Raw genomic sequence first — 15,332 nt, 5'->3', positions numbered from 1 at the left:
TAAAAGAAGAGGAGCCTTCTGCCTGTTTTTTAGATGAACCTCCCTTAACCAGCGAAACAAGCTTGACCGATGAAGTAAATAAAGAAAAATTACCATCGATTGAATTCTTTACTGCGCCAAAAGAAAATATCGAAAATGCGTCGGTTTCTCAATCTGATGAGGCTACTTTATCTTCCGATAATACAAAAATGGCCGATGAGGCTATGGCTTCAGTCCCCGAGACCTTACCCGATACCTTAATTCATCCGTTTTTGATGCGTAATGATTCGCCTTTAGTCAAACCCACCACGCCTTTACCCACATTGGATCTCCTCTCGTCCCCCTCGAATGAAAAGCCGCCGGTAGACCGCGAGGCCTTAAAGCAAACCGCGCTTTTGGTTGAAACCCGTTTAGCGGATTACCGTGTTAAAGCAAAAGTGGTTGGCATTTCGCCAGGGCCTGTCATCACCCGTTTCGATTTAGATTTAGCGCCAGGGGTAAAGGCGGCGCGTATTTCAAGTTTATCGCGTGATCTGGCGCGATCACTTTCTGCCATTGCGGTACGAGTGGTCGAAGTGATCCCCGGTAAACCTTATGTGGGGCTAGAGTTACCGAATCCTTATCGGCAAACCGTTTATCTACGAGAAGTACTCGATTGCCCTGTATTTCGCGAAACCCGTTCCCCGCTTGCGATGGTGTTAGGTAAAGACATAGCGGGACAACCTGTTGTTGCTGATTTAGCGCAAATGCCCCATCTGTTGGTGGCAGGTACCACGGGCTCAGGTAAATCCGTTGGGGTAAATGCGATGATCCTCAGTATATTGTATAAAGCCACGCCGGATGAAGTACGCTTTATCATGATTGATCCCAAAATGTTGGAATTGTCCGTTTATGAAGGTATTCCACATCTGTTAACCCAAGTGGTCACTGATATGAAAGATGCGGCTAATGCATTGCGTTGGTGTGTGGCTGAGATGGAGCGGCGTTATAAACTGATGTCAGCATTGGGCGTGCGTAATCTGGCTAATTATAATGAACGTGTTTTGCAAGCTGAAAATATGGGTAGACCGATCCCTGATCCTTTTTGGAAACCGAAAGAGAGCATGGGGATCTCCCCACCTATGTTAGAAAAATTGCCCTATATTGTGGTGATGGTGGATGAATTTGCTGATCTGATGATGACGGTAGGTAAAAAAGTAGAAGAATTAATCGCCCGATTAGCACAAAAAGCACGAGCGGCAGGCATCCATTTGGTATTAGCCACTCAGCGTCCGTCAGTTGATGTGATTACCGGGTTAATTAAAGCGAATATTCCTACCCGTATTGCTTTTACTGTTTCTAGCAAAATTGATTCTCGTACTATTCTTGATCAGGCGGGAGCAGAATCCTTACTGGGTATGGGGGATATGCTTTACATGGCGCCGAATTCTTCTATTCCGATTCGGATCCACGGTGCTTTTGTCCGAGATCAAGAGGTGCATGCGGTAGTGAACGATTGGAAAGCCCGTGGTCGTCCGCAATATATTGAGAATATTCTCAGTGAAAGTGAAGAAAATGAAGGAGGGAATTCGGCGGGAGGAGAGGAACCATTAGATCCGTTGTTTGATCAAGCCGTCAATTTTGTGTTGGAAAAACGGCGCGCTTCGATTTCTGCGGTGCAACGCCAATTTCGTATCGGTTATAACCGTGCTGCGCGTATTATTGAACAGATGGAAGCCCAACAAATTGTCAGTGCTCCTAATCATAGCGGTAATCGTGAAGTATTGGCACCCGAGAGGTAATATAGCCAATCTGTGCTCCTCCCAGCTTGAATAAAATTAGACTGATTCGGCTATAAAAGGATAAATGTAATGAAAATAACGAAAAGGGGTAGGGCGTTATTGTGCTCTGGTTTATTTTTTTGTCATGCGATAGTTATTGGCTTCATGTCTACGCCGGTTTGGGCTGATGCCAGACAAAATCTACAAACTCGCCTGGCTAAAGTGAATAGTTTTTATGCCACTTTTTCACAACAGGTGACCAGTGCCGAGGGCGATGTAGTGCAACAAGGGGCGGGCGAACTATGGATAAAACGGCCGAATTTGTTTAATTGGCATATAACATCGCCAGATGAGAGTGTATTGATTTCCGATGGTGAAACCCTATGGTTTTATACCCCTTTGGTTGAACAAGCAACCGCCACCTGGCTAAAAGATGCCACCGATAATACGCCATTTATTTTGATGACGCGCAATAACCTGAATGATTGGATGCAATATAACGTCAAACAACAAAATGATGATTTTGAATTAACGCCTAAAAAGGCTAAAGGTAATTTAGAAAAATTTACCATTAGTGTTACCACAAGTGGAATGATTAAAACCTTTACCCTGATTGAACAGAGTGGCCAGCGCAGTGCTTATCGCTTGCAGGATCAGAAAAATACTGAGGTTGATATGAGTAAATTTACTTTTACTTTACCTAAGGAAGTGACGCTGGATGATCAGCGCCAATGAGTAAAAATGGCATTCAGCTCGCGTTTAAGTTGAATGCCATTAGCATCAAATCACATTGCTTATGCTTTTTTAGTCAACTGTACGTTGAGTCGTAACTTTTCAAAACAGTCAACGCTTTTATCAATCAAATCCTTGAATTCACCGCTATTGATTTCATCATGGGTGAGCCAACGTACTTTTTCTACTTTTTTATAAGAATAATGATAACTGTCATCCTTGCTTGGCTCACTTTTCATATCGATGTCAAACCAAGGTGAGCGTATCTCGCAATGCAGTGGCTGCTTACTGATATTGCCTCCGCGAAGTGTCGTTTCTAGCAAAATGGTTTGTGGATCACCGATAAAGACATCGGCTAAATTTCCTTCACGGCGGTATGCTGAAAACATTTTCCAGATTGCCGTTAGCTTATCGCTACTACGATGGTAAATGTATTGATCCGACACTTTTTGTAAGGCAGCAAGATCGGTTAGGGTGGCTGTCATTTTATAGTGTTCTGGCATGACGAAAGCGGTTTCGGCTCGCTTAATTTCACAATCTTGTGATTCTTTAGCGAATTGGCTGCATAGCTCTTTATCGACGCTAAACTTGCCATAATGTTGATCATCCTTACTCAGTTGCATCAGGGGATCGTTAGCCAGTTCTAAGTTCAATTCCACTTGTGCTTTTGTGCCATCACTGAAGCGTTCCTCACGTGTAACCTTTTGGTTTACATCAGGGGTTTCTGCCGGTATGGTCTCTTGCTTCACTTGTCCCGTTTCATCTGCTACAAACACCCAACGTTCTTGGAGATCACTCATGGTTCGACCCGGTGTAAAAACGGGATTAGTGGGATCAAGCCACCAGGTCTTGCCATTGACTTCAGCCCGTACAATAGCGTGATTGGGTGCTTTTATTCCTGGGATAAGTAGAGTAGGAGCAAAAACCCCACGTTTTATCCACGCAGGCTGAGCTTTGATCCCTGAGGCTTTAAGCATTGCGGTGAGAAGTATTGCCAAGTCTTTACAGTCGCCATAACCATGCTCTTCAATTTCAGACAAGCTAAATGGAATGTAACCCCGTTCGCTACCTCGCCAATCGCCCAAGTAACGGTAATTATCGTAAATGTGTTGCATCACTGCCGTTACTTTTTGTTCAGGAGTTTTTTCTTTTATATTACTCACAACTTCTGCGCTAAGAGGAGGCAGTTTGGCCGCCAATATTTCGTTGTAGCGCTTGGCAATAGCTCCAAAGTTATCTTGTAAATCAAGTGAACTGGCTAGCTCGATGCGAGGGATTTGGCGCACATAGCTGCCGTTTGCTTCATTAACATAATTAAGGTAGTACGGTGGTTTTTTTAGTGTAATGACCAGCTCTTTTTTATCTTTTTTATGCGTTATGTTGAAGTTTTCCATTCGTTCGCTGCGCCAGACGATAGGACGTTCAGCGGTAAATTTTACATTGAGACGGTCAATCCGTTGTGGAGAGGGGTACTCATTATAAATATAGTGAAATCCGTTGATCATCGGTTTGGCCGCGTAATCCTGTTGTAATGTATAGCTAACACGTGTTCCTATCCGTAAATTAGGAAAGGCAATTGAGGTTTGTTTTTCTCGCAAAAAACCTTTTGCAGGATTGGGAGCTAAGCGGGTATCGATGCGAGATTTATCTAATGGAACCGATTTTTTTCCTGGCTGGGTTAGCTCGGCTTTTTCCACAGTGAGATTGTCATCTTCATTAAAAGTAAAATCGATGCGTGATATTTCCTCGCGTCCGCTTGGCCGAAGAATGGTGTAATGATAAGTACTGGTACATTTAGTCGTACCATCATCTTTGAAATGACAATGGTGATCGATCTCACTTGCCAAGGGTGCTTCTTCAATCGGTTGCAGTGCAGATAATGCGGATGAACTGAAAAGCGCTAAACTTGCTTTAAAAAGCGAAAGACAGAATAGATGATATCGCATAATATTCCTGATAATAAATAACTATACCCACAGCCGTTAAGCGGCCAGGGCTTGAGGCCGATGAGCGTAGTACGTGATTCGAGCGAACCTCCGTAGCCAACAACACGGTGGTTTCAAAGGCGAAGGGTATAACAGGCGCATGTAATAGCATGCATTTAATAGATAATAAATCAAAATATAACATTTTCGTGAATATAATAGGATAAATATGCTCGATCCCAACCTGCTGCGTAATGAGCTAGACGTAGTCGCTAAAAAATTAGCCCGTAGAAATTGTAAACTAGATACAGATTCACTGCGCCACTATGAAAAAGAGCGTAAAGCCTTACAAATAGAGACAGAAAACTTGCAAGCCCAAAGCAACGCTCACGCAAAATTGATTGGCGCGGCTAAAGCAAAAGGAGAAGATATTGAACTTCTGTGTGAAGACACTAAGCAATTGGGTGAGAGACTGAATGTCGCAAGAGCAAAATTACAGGAGGTACAAAACAAGCTATTAGATGTGACATTGTCACTTCCTAATTTGCCTGACGATAGCGTACCTGAAGGTAACTGTGAGCAAGATAACAAAGAAATCAGTCGCTGGGGTGAGCCTAGTCAGTATGATTTTAAAATCCAAGATCATGTTGCTCTGGGCGAAAAAAGAGGGGAGCTTGATTTCGCTGCTGGCGTTAAATTGACTGGGACACGTTTTGTGGTGATGAAGGGAGCCATTGCGCGCTTACATCGTGCGCTATCACAATTTATGCTTGATCTGCATACCGAACAACATGGTTATCAAGAAGTCTATGTGCCTTATTTGGTCAATTCAAATTCTCTGTTAGGAACGGGGCAATTGCCTAAATTTGGTGAAGATTTATTTCATACTAAACCATTAGCAGAGGAATCATCGAGTAGCAATTATGCGTTAATTCCAACGGCAGAAGTACCGCTGACCAATTTAGTGCGTGAGAAGATCTTGGAAGGCGCTTCTTTACCATTAAAAATGACGGCGCATACACCTTGTTTTCGTTCCGAAGCTGGCTCTTATGGGCGTGATACTCGGGGTCTCATTCGTATGCATCAGTTTGATAAAGTAGAATTGGTGCAAATTACACGCCCAGAACACTCCATGGAGGCGCTGGAGGAGTTGACCAAGCACGCTGAAAAAGTATTACAACTATTAAAACTGCCTTATCGTAAAGTGCTGCTGTGTACGGGTGATATGGGAGCGGCTGCTTGTAAAACTTATGATCTGGAAGTTTGGTTACCGGCTCAAAACAAGTATCGAGAAATTTCTTCTTGTTCCAATATGGGGGACTTCCAGGCGCGTCGGATGGAGGCGCGTTATCGAGATAAGCAGGGTGAAAAACCCCAATTTGTGCATACGCTAAATGGTTCAGGTTTAGCTGTGGGTCGGACTTTGGTTGCTGTGTTGGAAAACAATCAACAGGCTGACGGTAAGATAACAATACCGGAAGTGTTACGCCCTTATATGCGAGGCTTGGAATGTATTGGTTAGTTTTTTAGCTAAATTAAAAGTAGTTGGGCTGTGCGCGTTAGCACTTTGTTAGCCGAAGCACTAACGCACACAGCTTATACCTGAAAGCTTTAGCCTTATTGAAGGTCTAAATCTATTAAGCCAGATTAAGACAGAACCTAGGTTGTTTTTTAAGTTGAGAAACATTAAAAGCGGTAGGATTGTCGACAATTATAGTTAAGCAGCGTGCTAATTTACCTTTATCTACATCATTGTTCATATCAACTTCAATTTTAAATGTTCCCACATTGGGATCAAAAAAGTAAATTTCTCTTTTTCCTTCATCATTTTCCTTACCGCTGCTATAAAATGCTATACGGTGCCCACCACTTGATTTATATTTTAAGCCCACAGTAAGAGCAGTCTCTTTAGTAGAAACTAATAAACACTTTTCTAACCAGGTGGAAAATTCCATAGTTAGTGATTCTTTATAACTGACGCTATCAGATTCTTCGATCTTTGCAGTGTAAATTTTTGCACATTCCACACCATGTTTATTTAAATAATTTTTTAAATAAGTTTCTGAACCTATATTGTCAACATAACGTATTTCTTCATGGAGATTAAAAATATTATCCAATATTTTTTTATCTGGAGACCCTTTTATGTCTCGATCCGGAGCGCCTTCTTCTCCTTTTACTTTATAAGTAGGATAAAGTTTTCTCAGAAAGCTGATGATTTCACCGTTAATTAAAAACTGTAATGCCCATTCAGTAGCAAATCCTGAGCAGAGAGCTTTTGTTGTATTTAGACCATATCTTTCTTCTATCGCATCCAGAATTTTTCCTTTACTTTGACTTGTTGATGGTTTTACTTGTATAGCACCCGCATTAATCAAATAATCTCTTCGTATTTTAACTATATGATTGTATTTTACTTTTCGCTTAGGGATGTTTTTTAAACTACAATCAGTAAGATTAATTTTGGTAATAGGTAGCTTTGATATATGGCAGATCCATAAAGCTTGATTTATTATCCTACTACTTTGTATTCCTGTTAAATCTAGTGTTCCTGTTAGCTTAGCTATTTTTATACGCTTTTGTACTTTATTAAATTGCATCTGTAAAGTAGGTTGTGCCTTTATTCTATTAGTCTGTGTTAAAGAGCACGGATTAATTTTTTTTAAACCACTATTTTTAGGCGTTATCGGTTTTTTATATTTATCAGGATGATGTAAAAAAATTATTCCATTTTCGCTAACCTCACCCGTTATCACAAATCCTGCCTCTTGCAGCTGTTGTTTAATTTTATCTATAGAGAGTTCTTTAAGTTGTGAGTTATTTAGTTTCAGTGAATCCAATGATTTTGGTAGATGGTTCGCATTAAAGTTTTCTAACGGATTATCCCTAAGGTTAAGTTTTTTTAATTTGTCAAGATAACTTATATTAGGTAGTACTCTAATTGCATTCCCTGCTAAATTAAGTGTGCGTAATTTCCTACTACTTAATATAGAGTTACGCCAATTGCTGATGTCTTGCTCTGTGAGCTGATTGTTGCCAAGGTATAAATATTCTAATTGTTGTAAAAGTGTTAACTCGGCAATACTGAGATCTCTAACAGTAATGCTTGCTATACCAGATCCTATTTTTTCTAAATTCAAAAATTTTACATGAGAAGGAAGATAATTAATGATACCAAGCGCCGCTTCTGCTTGTTTCCGGTTATTTAAAACATTATGATCATTTATTTTTGAATGGGTAGTAAGGGGAGTAAAATTATGATGTTGATTAGTAGTGGGTGAGAGTAACACGGATATTGTCCTTTTCTGATTAATTGAAAGAGTTAATCAATATGATATATAAAATAAACTGAAATAGTTTCAAAAACCGATTTTTAGTCACTTTTACAAGCTAATGTTCTCACCGTTCATGCATGTATGTTAAATAGATGAAGTCTTTCTGTAAATCAGGATTGAAATTTTTAGCGGATTTTTTCATTTGAAATTTTTTCACTTAAATGTATTTTTCTTTTTTTTAATTAAAATATTTTCATTTTACATATTTATTTTTTAAAAAACATTTATTTCCTTAAAATATCTTTGAGTTTTAAAAAAAAATAATTTATCAATAATATAATAAATTTTTATGTAATATTTTTACAAAAAATTTACATTTATATGTTACTGAAAAATAAAATTATCTTTATTTTAGCGATTTTTATTTTGGATCGATAACGGATTTTTAATAAGGATAAAAAAGGAATGGGTGGGTTATGAAAAAAAAGATTAAAGATTTAGCAGAAAGATTAAAGAGTGGATATCGATGGAATAAAAATATCGGCGAAGAACTGGTACTGAAATTTAAATATTTAACGCCCCTTTATCAGGAGAGTGCAACTTATAACGAATATCAATCCTATACTAATTTAACCCCTTTTACCGAGGAACAACGGGAAATAACCCAATTTGTTCTTGATGAGATTGCCGTGAAGACAGGTTTAGAATTCAAAATGGTAGAAGGTACTGAATTTAGCAATCTTACTTTTGGTAATTACAAAGCTATCAATAATTCTCTTGCTGGTTATGCTTTTCGTCCTAATAATTATTCTGGCGTTAGTCCAATATGGGTAAATTTGGCACATGTGGATAGTTTTAAAAAAATTATTACTCATGAAATAGGGCATGCTATTGGATTACAGCACGTTACTCAAGTGGGCTATTCTAGCGCTGACAGCATTATGTGGCCTAGAGTTTCTTTCACAAAGGAATTACAACCGGCTGATATTTTAGCTTTGCAACAATTATATGGCCAAGATACCAATCCTGATCCCCAGGAGCGAGAAAAGATACTGAAACGCCAGCAAGAACGGGAAAAAAAGCGAGAGCTACGAAAGAAGGAACAAAAAAAGCGACGAGCGGCACAGGAACAAGCAGAACAGCTACTTGCAAAGGAGCGCAAGAGGCGCCAACAAGAAGTACAAGAAAGAGAAAGTAAACTAGCGCGGGAACGAGAAATAGCATTGAGACAGGAGCAAGAGTGGATACGACTGGAACAAGAACGCGTAAATAAACGGCGAGCGGCACGAGAAGAAGAACAGAGACAAGCACGAAAGGCAGCAGAAGAAAAAAGACAGAGACAGATGGAGGAACGGGCTAAAGAGGAAGCACGAATAGTAAAAGAACATGAAGAACAATGGCATAGGATGAAAGAAGAGCGGAGACAGATGGAAGAGGAACGCAAAAAACAATGGGAACGGATAAAGGAAGAACGGGCACAGAGAAAGCGCGAATATGATCAGGAATACACAAAAAGACGAGAACAGAGAGCGCGTGAACGTAATGAGAAAAAGTTACCACCAGAAAACTATCTAGCTCAGGATATGTCTAGTTTTACCTTCCACTCTTCACTTCAGGGCTCGTTTCAAGGGAGGCTGATTAATAGAGGCGACGAACAATCCCATAAAGGTTTTTTCTCGGATGGGGTATCATTATTGGGTGATGCTGTCAATCTGTCATTAAGATAGATTTCTGTTTTTTAAAACAGGGTAGTTCTGATTTTTTCATTAGACATACATTGCTCTTTTTATACTATCTGAAATAGCGAGGAAGATATGACAATCCATTATGACAGTGATTTTTACGGTTGGAGCCAAGAGCAAGCAGATTTGCTCCGTGCTGGGCATTTCAATGAGTTAGATACAGAAAATTTGCTGGAGGAGATAGAAGCAATGGGGCGGAGTGAACAAAGAGGGCTTGAATCGCATCTAAAAGTATTGTTTCAACATCTTCTCAAATGGAAGTATCAGCCGGCACGGAGAGGTACAAGCTGGTTGTTATCAATCAAAGAGCAAAGAAAGCTTACGCAAAAACGTTTACGTAGTAACCCAAGCCTCAAATCTAAATTACCTGAAATACTTAACGATGCTTATGAAGTTTCAATTCTATCGACGGCCAGAGAAACAGGGATAGAAGAAACTGTATTTCCAAAGGAATGTCCGTGGACTTTCGAGCAAGTCATCAGCGATGAATTTTTTCCAGAATGAGGATTTTTTCGTTCATAGACATACTACGTGATTCTGTGAATCACCCGCAGCCAACAACACGGCGGCTGCAAAGACGAAGGGTATACAAATTTTTTATGCCTCGGTGAGGATTTCTTCGCCAAAATGGCTGGCAATGAGACGTTTAGTAAAATCGTGTGAAGGCGCTGCTAACACTTCGGCTGTGTTGCCACGTTCAACAACTTCGCCTTCGTGCATAACGATGACTTGATCACTAATGTGTTTCATTATGCCAAGATGTTGAGTGACGTAAACGTAAGCGATGTCATGCTTTTCCTGTAGTTCTAGCATTAGATTAATAATTTGTGATCTTATTGACATATCTAATGACGCCAAAGCTTCGTCTGCAACTATAACTTTAGGTTGCAGAATGAGCGCCCGCGCGAGCGCAATACGTTGCTTTTGCCCAGAGGCTAACATATGAGGGTAATAATCGGCGTGGTTAGGGAGTAAACCTACTTGACGTAGCGTTTGATAAATATGTTGTTCACGTGCAGGTGCATCAAGTGTTGTATTTAGTTTCAATGGCGTATCAAGTAGTTGGCCGACTCGCTGACGAGGATTGAGTGAAGTACTGGGATCTTGAAATATCATACGGATGCGTTGACTACGATAAGCATAATCACCATAACTGAGTTGGTGCCCCTCTATTAATATCTCCCCCGTGCTTGGTTCAATCATACCCGCTAGCATTTTAGCCAGTGTTGATTTACCTGATCCGTTTTTTCCAATAACGGCCAGCGTTTGCCCTTTTTGTAGAGTGAAACTGATTGACTTAACCGCCTGCACAATTTGTTTTCGGTGAAATAACCCGCTATGGTCGCAAAATTTTTTACTTAAATTATGTACTTCAAGTAGTATTTCCAACCTTATTTATCCTCTAAATTTAGTGGAAAGTGACATGCGAAAGCGTGATTTTTTATTCGTTGTAGTCTAGGTGTTTCAATGCATTCTTTCTGAGCATAGGGACATCTAGGCCCCAAACGACAACCGATAGGGAGATGCTCTAATGATGGAATGGCACCCGATAAAGTATTAAGACGGCTTTTATGATGTGGTATCGCTCCGCCAAAACCAGGCATGGAACGAATCAATGCTTGTGTATAGGGGTGACGTGGGTTAGTGAGTAGATCATCGCGCAAGGCACTTTCTACTGTCTGACCACAATAAAGCACATTGATCCGATCAGCCCATTTACTCATAAATTGTAAATCGTGGCTAATGAGCAAAATAGTGGTGTTATTGTTTTGATTTAATCGCGTTAATAGACGGAAAATTTGTGCTTTTGTGGTTGATTCCATCGTGTTGGTGGGCTCGTCAGCAATCAATAGTCGTGGTTGATTGGCTAATGCAATAGCAATCATCACTTTCTGGCATTCACCTTCTGTCAGCTGGTAGGGGTAACTGTTCATAATATTTTTATGATCTTTAATACCGACGCGATGGAGTAATTCAATCGCTCGTTTTTTTCGCCAATGAAAACGTTGCCACCAGCTGCCTTTATAAGTCCAACCCGGTATTGACTGAATGAGTTGTTGCCCAATATTTTCAGAAGGATCTAAGCAAGATTGTGGCTCCTGAAATATCATCGATATATTGTGACCAATAAGTTTTCGGCGCTGGCGGGGAGATAAACGGAGTAAATCAATATCATTAAAATGAAAACGATCAGCAGTAATGCGCCAATTTTCATTACTGACACCACAGATAGCCTTGGCAATTAAACTTTTACCTGAGCCTGATTCTCCAACCAGTCCGCGAACTTCACCTTCTGCTAGCATAATACTGATTCTATCAATGGCTTTGATTGCTCCCGTGGGAGTAATAAACTCAATGGTAAGGTTGCGGATATCAAGGAGTGCCACTATTTTTCTCCTTTTATTATTCTATGCCTTCGTTTATTGCTCGGCGCATGCCGTCACCGAGTAAATTGACCAGTAGTGCGCTGATGAAAATGGCTAAGCCTGGTAACATAACGGTCCAGGGTGCAATGTAAAGCAGTTCTAAATAATCACCCAACATAGCACCCCATTCAGACGAAGGCAATTGAGCGCCTAGATTCAAAAAACCTAATGCTGCAATATCTAGAATAGCTATTGATAAGGCGCGTGTGAATTCTGTCGCTAGTACCGCTGCAATATTAGGCAGAATAGCATAAAACAAAATATAACGAGTCGAAGCACCATCTAGGCGAGCGGCAACAATGTATTCCTTATCCAGCTTATCGTGAACGGCACTATAGATAGTACGAATCATGCGTGGTAACAGTGCTAACCATACCGCAAACATCGTGTTTTGTAGGCTGGGACCAGCAAAGGCTACGATAACAATAGCCAGCAGTAGAGAAGGAATACAGAGTAACGTATCTAAAATATGATTTAAAATGGCTGATCGAATGCCGCTAGTAATTCCTGCCAATACACCCAATACCATGCCACAAAATATGGCACCCAGGGTCACCAATAGTGCAGAGCCAAAGGTAGATACAGTACCGGCTAGTAAGCGGCTTAAAACATCACGTCCGAGATCATCGGTGCCGAGAAAAAAAGAGACATCACCATAGCGTGACCAAGAAGGAGGCAACAGTTGATAACCCAAAAATTGTTGATTTAAGCCATAGGGCGCTATTATTTCCCCAAATAAACACAGAAATATTAAACCTAGTACGCCGTAAAATCCGGTCATGGCAGCGATGTCTGTGTTGAAAATTCGCCAGACATAACGCAAGGGGCTAGGTGTTTGCTTTTCATAGTAGAAGTTATCGGATTGCATACCATTCCTTACGTTTTAACGGTGTCATCATCATGGATAAAATATCGCACATTACGTTAATCACAACGACTAACGCGCCAATAACAAAAACCCCGGTTGAGATGGCGTCATAGTCGCGTTGGCGGATGGCTTCCAGTAACCAGTTGCCGAGTCCTGGCCAGTTAAATACTATTTCGGTGATCATGGCTAAGGTTAACATCGCCGAAAATTGTAATCCTAGTTTAGGAATAATGGGGGGTAATGCGTTGTGTAACAAGTGTCGTCGGATAATAGTTAATCTTGATAAGCCGCGGGTAGCCGCTGCCTTAATATAATTTTGACGAATGATTTCATCGGTACTGGTTTTCATCAAACGTATGACTTCAGTCGTGGGTGTAATGGCTAAAGTAGTAATAGGTAATAGCATATGCTGCATTACACTGATCATCATTTCTTTACGGTAGGGTGATTGCGATAACCAAGTGTCTATCAGTGCTAATCCAGTAACGCGTTCTACCTGATATAACAGATCAAAACGGCCAGATATGGGTAACCAACCAAGCTGTAAAGAAAAAAATAACATTAACAGTAAGGCTAGCCAGAAGGAGGGGATAGAGAAACCAACTAAAGTAAGAAAATTGATGGTAATATCTGTCCATTTTCCTCTGGTCATCCCGGCAATGATGCCCAGAGGGATCCCGATAAGCAATGCTAACGAAAAGGCTAAAACACATAATTCCATGGTGGCAGGAAAGGCGATCCGTAATTGCTCACGAATGGGTTGATTGTTGATGTTTGAAATACCAAAATCGCCCTGTAATAATTTATTTAAATAGATAAGGTAAGTATTCACTTTTTCTATATTGCTCTGTTGTCCATGATCGGCAAGAAAACTCACATTAAAGCTAATTAGCGATAGCATAAATAAGGTAATCAATAACAATAATAGTTGGCGTAATGTGAAGGTAGTCATAATTTTTTATCTTCCGTGCTGTCTTTGCTTTTTCTAAATATTCCAGCGAAAGAGGCATTACCAAATGGACTTAATACTAGGCCTTCAATATCCTTACGATAAGCTTGTAATCGTAATGGCGTGGCTAATGGTAACAAGGGTAATTGTTCTGCGAGCAGGCGCTGAGCTTGCTCATAGTAACTAATACGTTTTTTGAATTTCTGAGTGTGTAGTGCATTTTGTAGCAAAATGTCGAATTGAGGATGGCACCAACGAGAGAGGTTTGTTTGAGAATCAATAGCCGCACAGCTTAATATTGGTCGAAGAAAACTATCAGGATCATTGCTATCTGTTGTCCAGCCCGATAGTGTCAAATCGTGATTCATTTCCATTGAATTATAGTCTTGAAAACGTCCTTCAGCCGGTATGATATTAATTTTTATGCCAACTTTTGCTAAATCAGTTTGAATAAGTTCGGCGGTTTTTAATGGGCTAGGGTTATAAGAATGTGGGGCGGTTGGAACCCATAAACTGAGTTCCATTTGCTTGATACCCAATTGCTGTAAGATTTTTCGCGCCTGGTTTGGATTGTATTTGGTAATTTGTGTGCTCTCATCATAAGCCCAGGAAGCACGAGGTAAAATGGAAGGCGCGGTTTCTGCTGTACCATAATAAATGGCCTGCATTAGGCGTTGATAATTAATTGATAATGAGATAGCACGACGAACTTGAATATTATTTAAAGGAGGTTTGCGGGTATTAAGCGCCAGATAAGCTAGGTTCATACCAGGGCGTAATGTTAAGCGGAAGCGGGGATCATTACGTAAAATGGTTAACTGATTTGCAGGGGGGTAGGCTAGTACATCACATTCCCCCGTTAACAATTTAGATATACGTCCCGTTCCACTGACTCCTAAATCAATAACAACTTGTTGCATGCCTGGCAGACCTTTCCAATACTGACTGTGGCGGAAAAAACGAATATATTGATTAAAACGATACTGCTTTAGCATAAATGGCCCAGTACCAACGGGCTTGTGATCAATTTCTGTTTGTTGATTTTTTTGTGTTAATGCTTCGGCATATTCTGCGGATAATATCGGTGCGTAATGTGTCGCTAAATGCCAGAGAAAAGAAGCATCCGGTGCTCTTAAGCGGAATTCAATATTATGATCGTCTAATTTTTTAATGCTTTTTATGGTGCGAGCGAGTTGTAAACTATCAAAATAGGGATAGCTATTGCCATTAACATTATGATAAGCATGTTCTTTATTAAAAATACGTTGAAAACTAAAAATGACGTCGTCGGCATTCATCATGCGACTAGGGGTAAACCAAGAAGTGGTCTGAAAAGAAACGTTTTTACGCAATTGAAAACGAAAGGTAGCGCCATTATCCAATATTTGCCATTTTTCTGCTAATTCAGGGGTGAGCTGGTAGTTATAAGAATCGACACCCAGTAAGCGATCATACAATTGAGCTGATAAAGTATCTACCGTCAATCCGTGGCGTGCCATTTGTGGATTAAATGCATGGGGAGTGCCGTTAATACAATAAACAAAACCCTGCTGGTGGATGTCTGTTTGTAAATCAGTGGCCAATACAGACGATGTCAGCATTAGAGTGGTTGAAAAAACCGATATCAAAAGCATCAGAGCACGCATAAAAATTTCGATATAGAGATAAATCCATGG

The 15,332-nt window shown here is 40.3% G+C and carries 11 protein-coding genes and 1 pseudogene; 5 read left to right on the top strand and 7 right to left on the bottom strand.

The window, feature by feature from the left end:
* Window positions 1-230: 230 nt before the first annotated feature.
* Together AACL30_RS16590 and lolA are read left to right on the top strand one after the other, a co-directional pair.
* A pseudogene (locus AACL30_RS16590) lies at window positions 231-1,760 on the top strand (DNA translocase FtsK); the annotation flags it as partial.
* Between the two features lie 144 nt (window positions 1,761-1,904).
* Entirely contained in the window at window positions 1,905-2,474 is a 570-nt protein-coding gene (gene lolA, locus AACL30_RS13945; protein WP_339058487.1) for an outer membrane lipoprotein chaperone LolA, read from the top strand.
* 59 nt (window positions 2,475-2,533) lie between these two features.
* On the opposite strand, the gene AACL30_RS13940 is transcribed toward lolA, so the two are convergent.
* Window positions 2,534-4,417, bottom strand: a complete 1,884-nt coding sequence (locus AACL30_RS13940) for a DUF3857 domain-containing transglutaminase family protein (protein WP_339057022.1) — start codon at window positions 4,415-4,417, stop codon at window positions 2,534-2,536.
* 208 nt (window positions 4,418-4,625) lie between these two features.
* On the opposite strand from AACL30_RS13940, the gene serS reads away from it, so the two are divergent.
* Window positions 4,626-5,918: a serine--tRNA ligase gene (serS, locus tag AACL30_RS13935; RefSeq protein ID WP_339057021.1), complete on the top strand. Its 1,293-nt coding sequence runs from the start codon at window positions 4,626-4,628 to the stop codon at window positions 5,916-5,918.
* 115 nt (window positions 5,919-6,033) lie between these two features.
* Here the strand turns inward: serS and AACL30_RS13930 are convergent, their stop codons facing one another.
* Window positions 6,034-7,686: a hypothetical protein gene (locus tag AACL30_RS13930; protein WP_339057020.1), complete on the bottom strand. Its 1,653-nt coding sequence runs from the start codon at window positions 7,684-7,686 to the stop codon at window positions 6,034-6,036.
* A 461-nt stretch (window positions 7,687-8,147) separates the two neighbouring features.
* Here AACL30_RS13930 and AACL30_RS13925 point away from each other — a divergent pair, with 461 nt between their 5' ends.
* Both AACL30_RS13925 and AACL30_RS13920 read left to right on the top strand, forming a co-directional pair.
* Window positions 8,148-9,398 (top strand): matrixin family metalloprotease, encoded by a 1,251-nt coding sequence (locus AACL30_RS13925; protein ID WP_339057019.1) that lies wholly within the window; start codon window positions 8,148-8,150, stop codon window positions 9,396-9,398.
* An 87-nt stretch (window positions 9,399-9,485) separates the two neighbouring features.
* Window positions 9,486-9,917 carry a DUF29 domain-containing protein gene (locus AACL30_RS13920; RefSeq protein ID WP_176488512.1) on the top strand — a complete coding sequence of 144 codons (432 nt, stop codon included), beginning with the start codon at window positions 9,486-9,488 and terminating at the stop codon, window positions 9,915-9,917.
* A gap of 93 nt (window positions 9,918-10,010) precedes the next feature.
* On the opposite strand, the gene sapF is transcribed toward AACL30_RS13920, so the two are convergent.
* Genes sapF through sapA form a run of 5 tightly spaced genes read right to left on the bottom strand, consistent with a single transcriptional unit; the run spans window position 10,011 to window position 15,302 of the window.
* A complete protein-coding gene (gene sapF, locus AACL30_RS13915; protein ID WP_339057018.1) occupies window positions 10,011-10,802 on the bottom strand; it encodes a putrescine export ABC transporter ATP-binding protein SapF in 792 nt (263 codons plus the stop codon).
* A 2-nt stretch (window positions 10,803-10,804) separates the two neighbouring features.
* Complete coding sequence (sapD, locus tag AACL30_RS13910; RefSeq protein ID WP_339057017.1) at window positions 10,805-11,800, bottom strand: putrescine export ABC transporter ATP-binding protein SapD; 996 nt, start codon at window positions 11,798-11,800, stop codon at window positions 10,805-10,807.
* 16 nt (window positions 11,801-11,816) lie between these two features.
* The gene (gene sapC / locus AACL30_RS13905; protein WP_339057016.1) at window positions 11,817-12,707 is read right to left on the bottom strand and encodes a putrescine export ABC transporter permease SapC; all 891 of its coding nucleotides are present in this window, start codon (window positions 12,705-12,707) and stop codon (window positions 11,817-11,819) included.
* The gene (gene sapB, locus AACL30_RS13900) at window positions 12,694-13,659 is read right to left on the bottom strand and encodes a putrescine export ABC transporter permease SapB (RefSeq protein ID WP_339057015.1); all 966 of its coding nucleotides are present in this window, start codon (window positions 13,657-13,659) and stop codon (window positions 12,694-12,696) included. The genes sapC and sapB overlap by 14 nt, the downstream gene beginning before the upstream one ends.
* Window positions 13,656-15,302: an ABC transporter substrate-binding protein SapA gene (sapA, locus tag AACL30_RS13895; RefSeq protein WP_339057014.1), complete on the bottom strand. Its 1,647-nt coding sequence runs from the start codon at window positions 15,300-15,302 to the stop codon at window positions 13,656-13,658. Before sapA ends, sapB begins: the two co-directional genes overlap by 4 nt.
* Window positions 15,303-15,332 lie beyond the last annotated feature (30 nt).

The sequence above is a fragment of the Candidatus Regiella endosymbiont of Tuberolachnus salignus genome (genome assembly GCF_964020115.1).
Lineage (GTDB): Bacteria > Pseudomonadota > Gammaproteobacteria > Enterobacterales > Enterobacteriaceae > Regiella > Regiella insecticola.
Note: the sequence above shows the minus strand (reverse complement) of the source record. Positions and strands in the feature narration are given on the sequence as shown.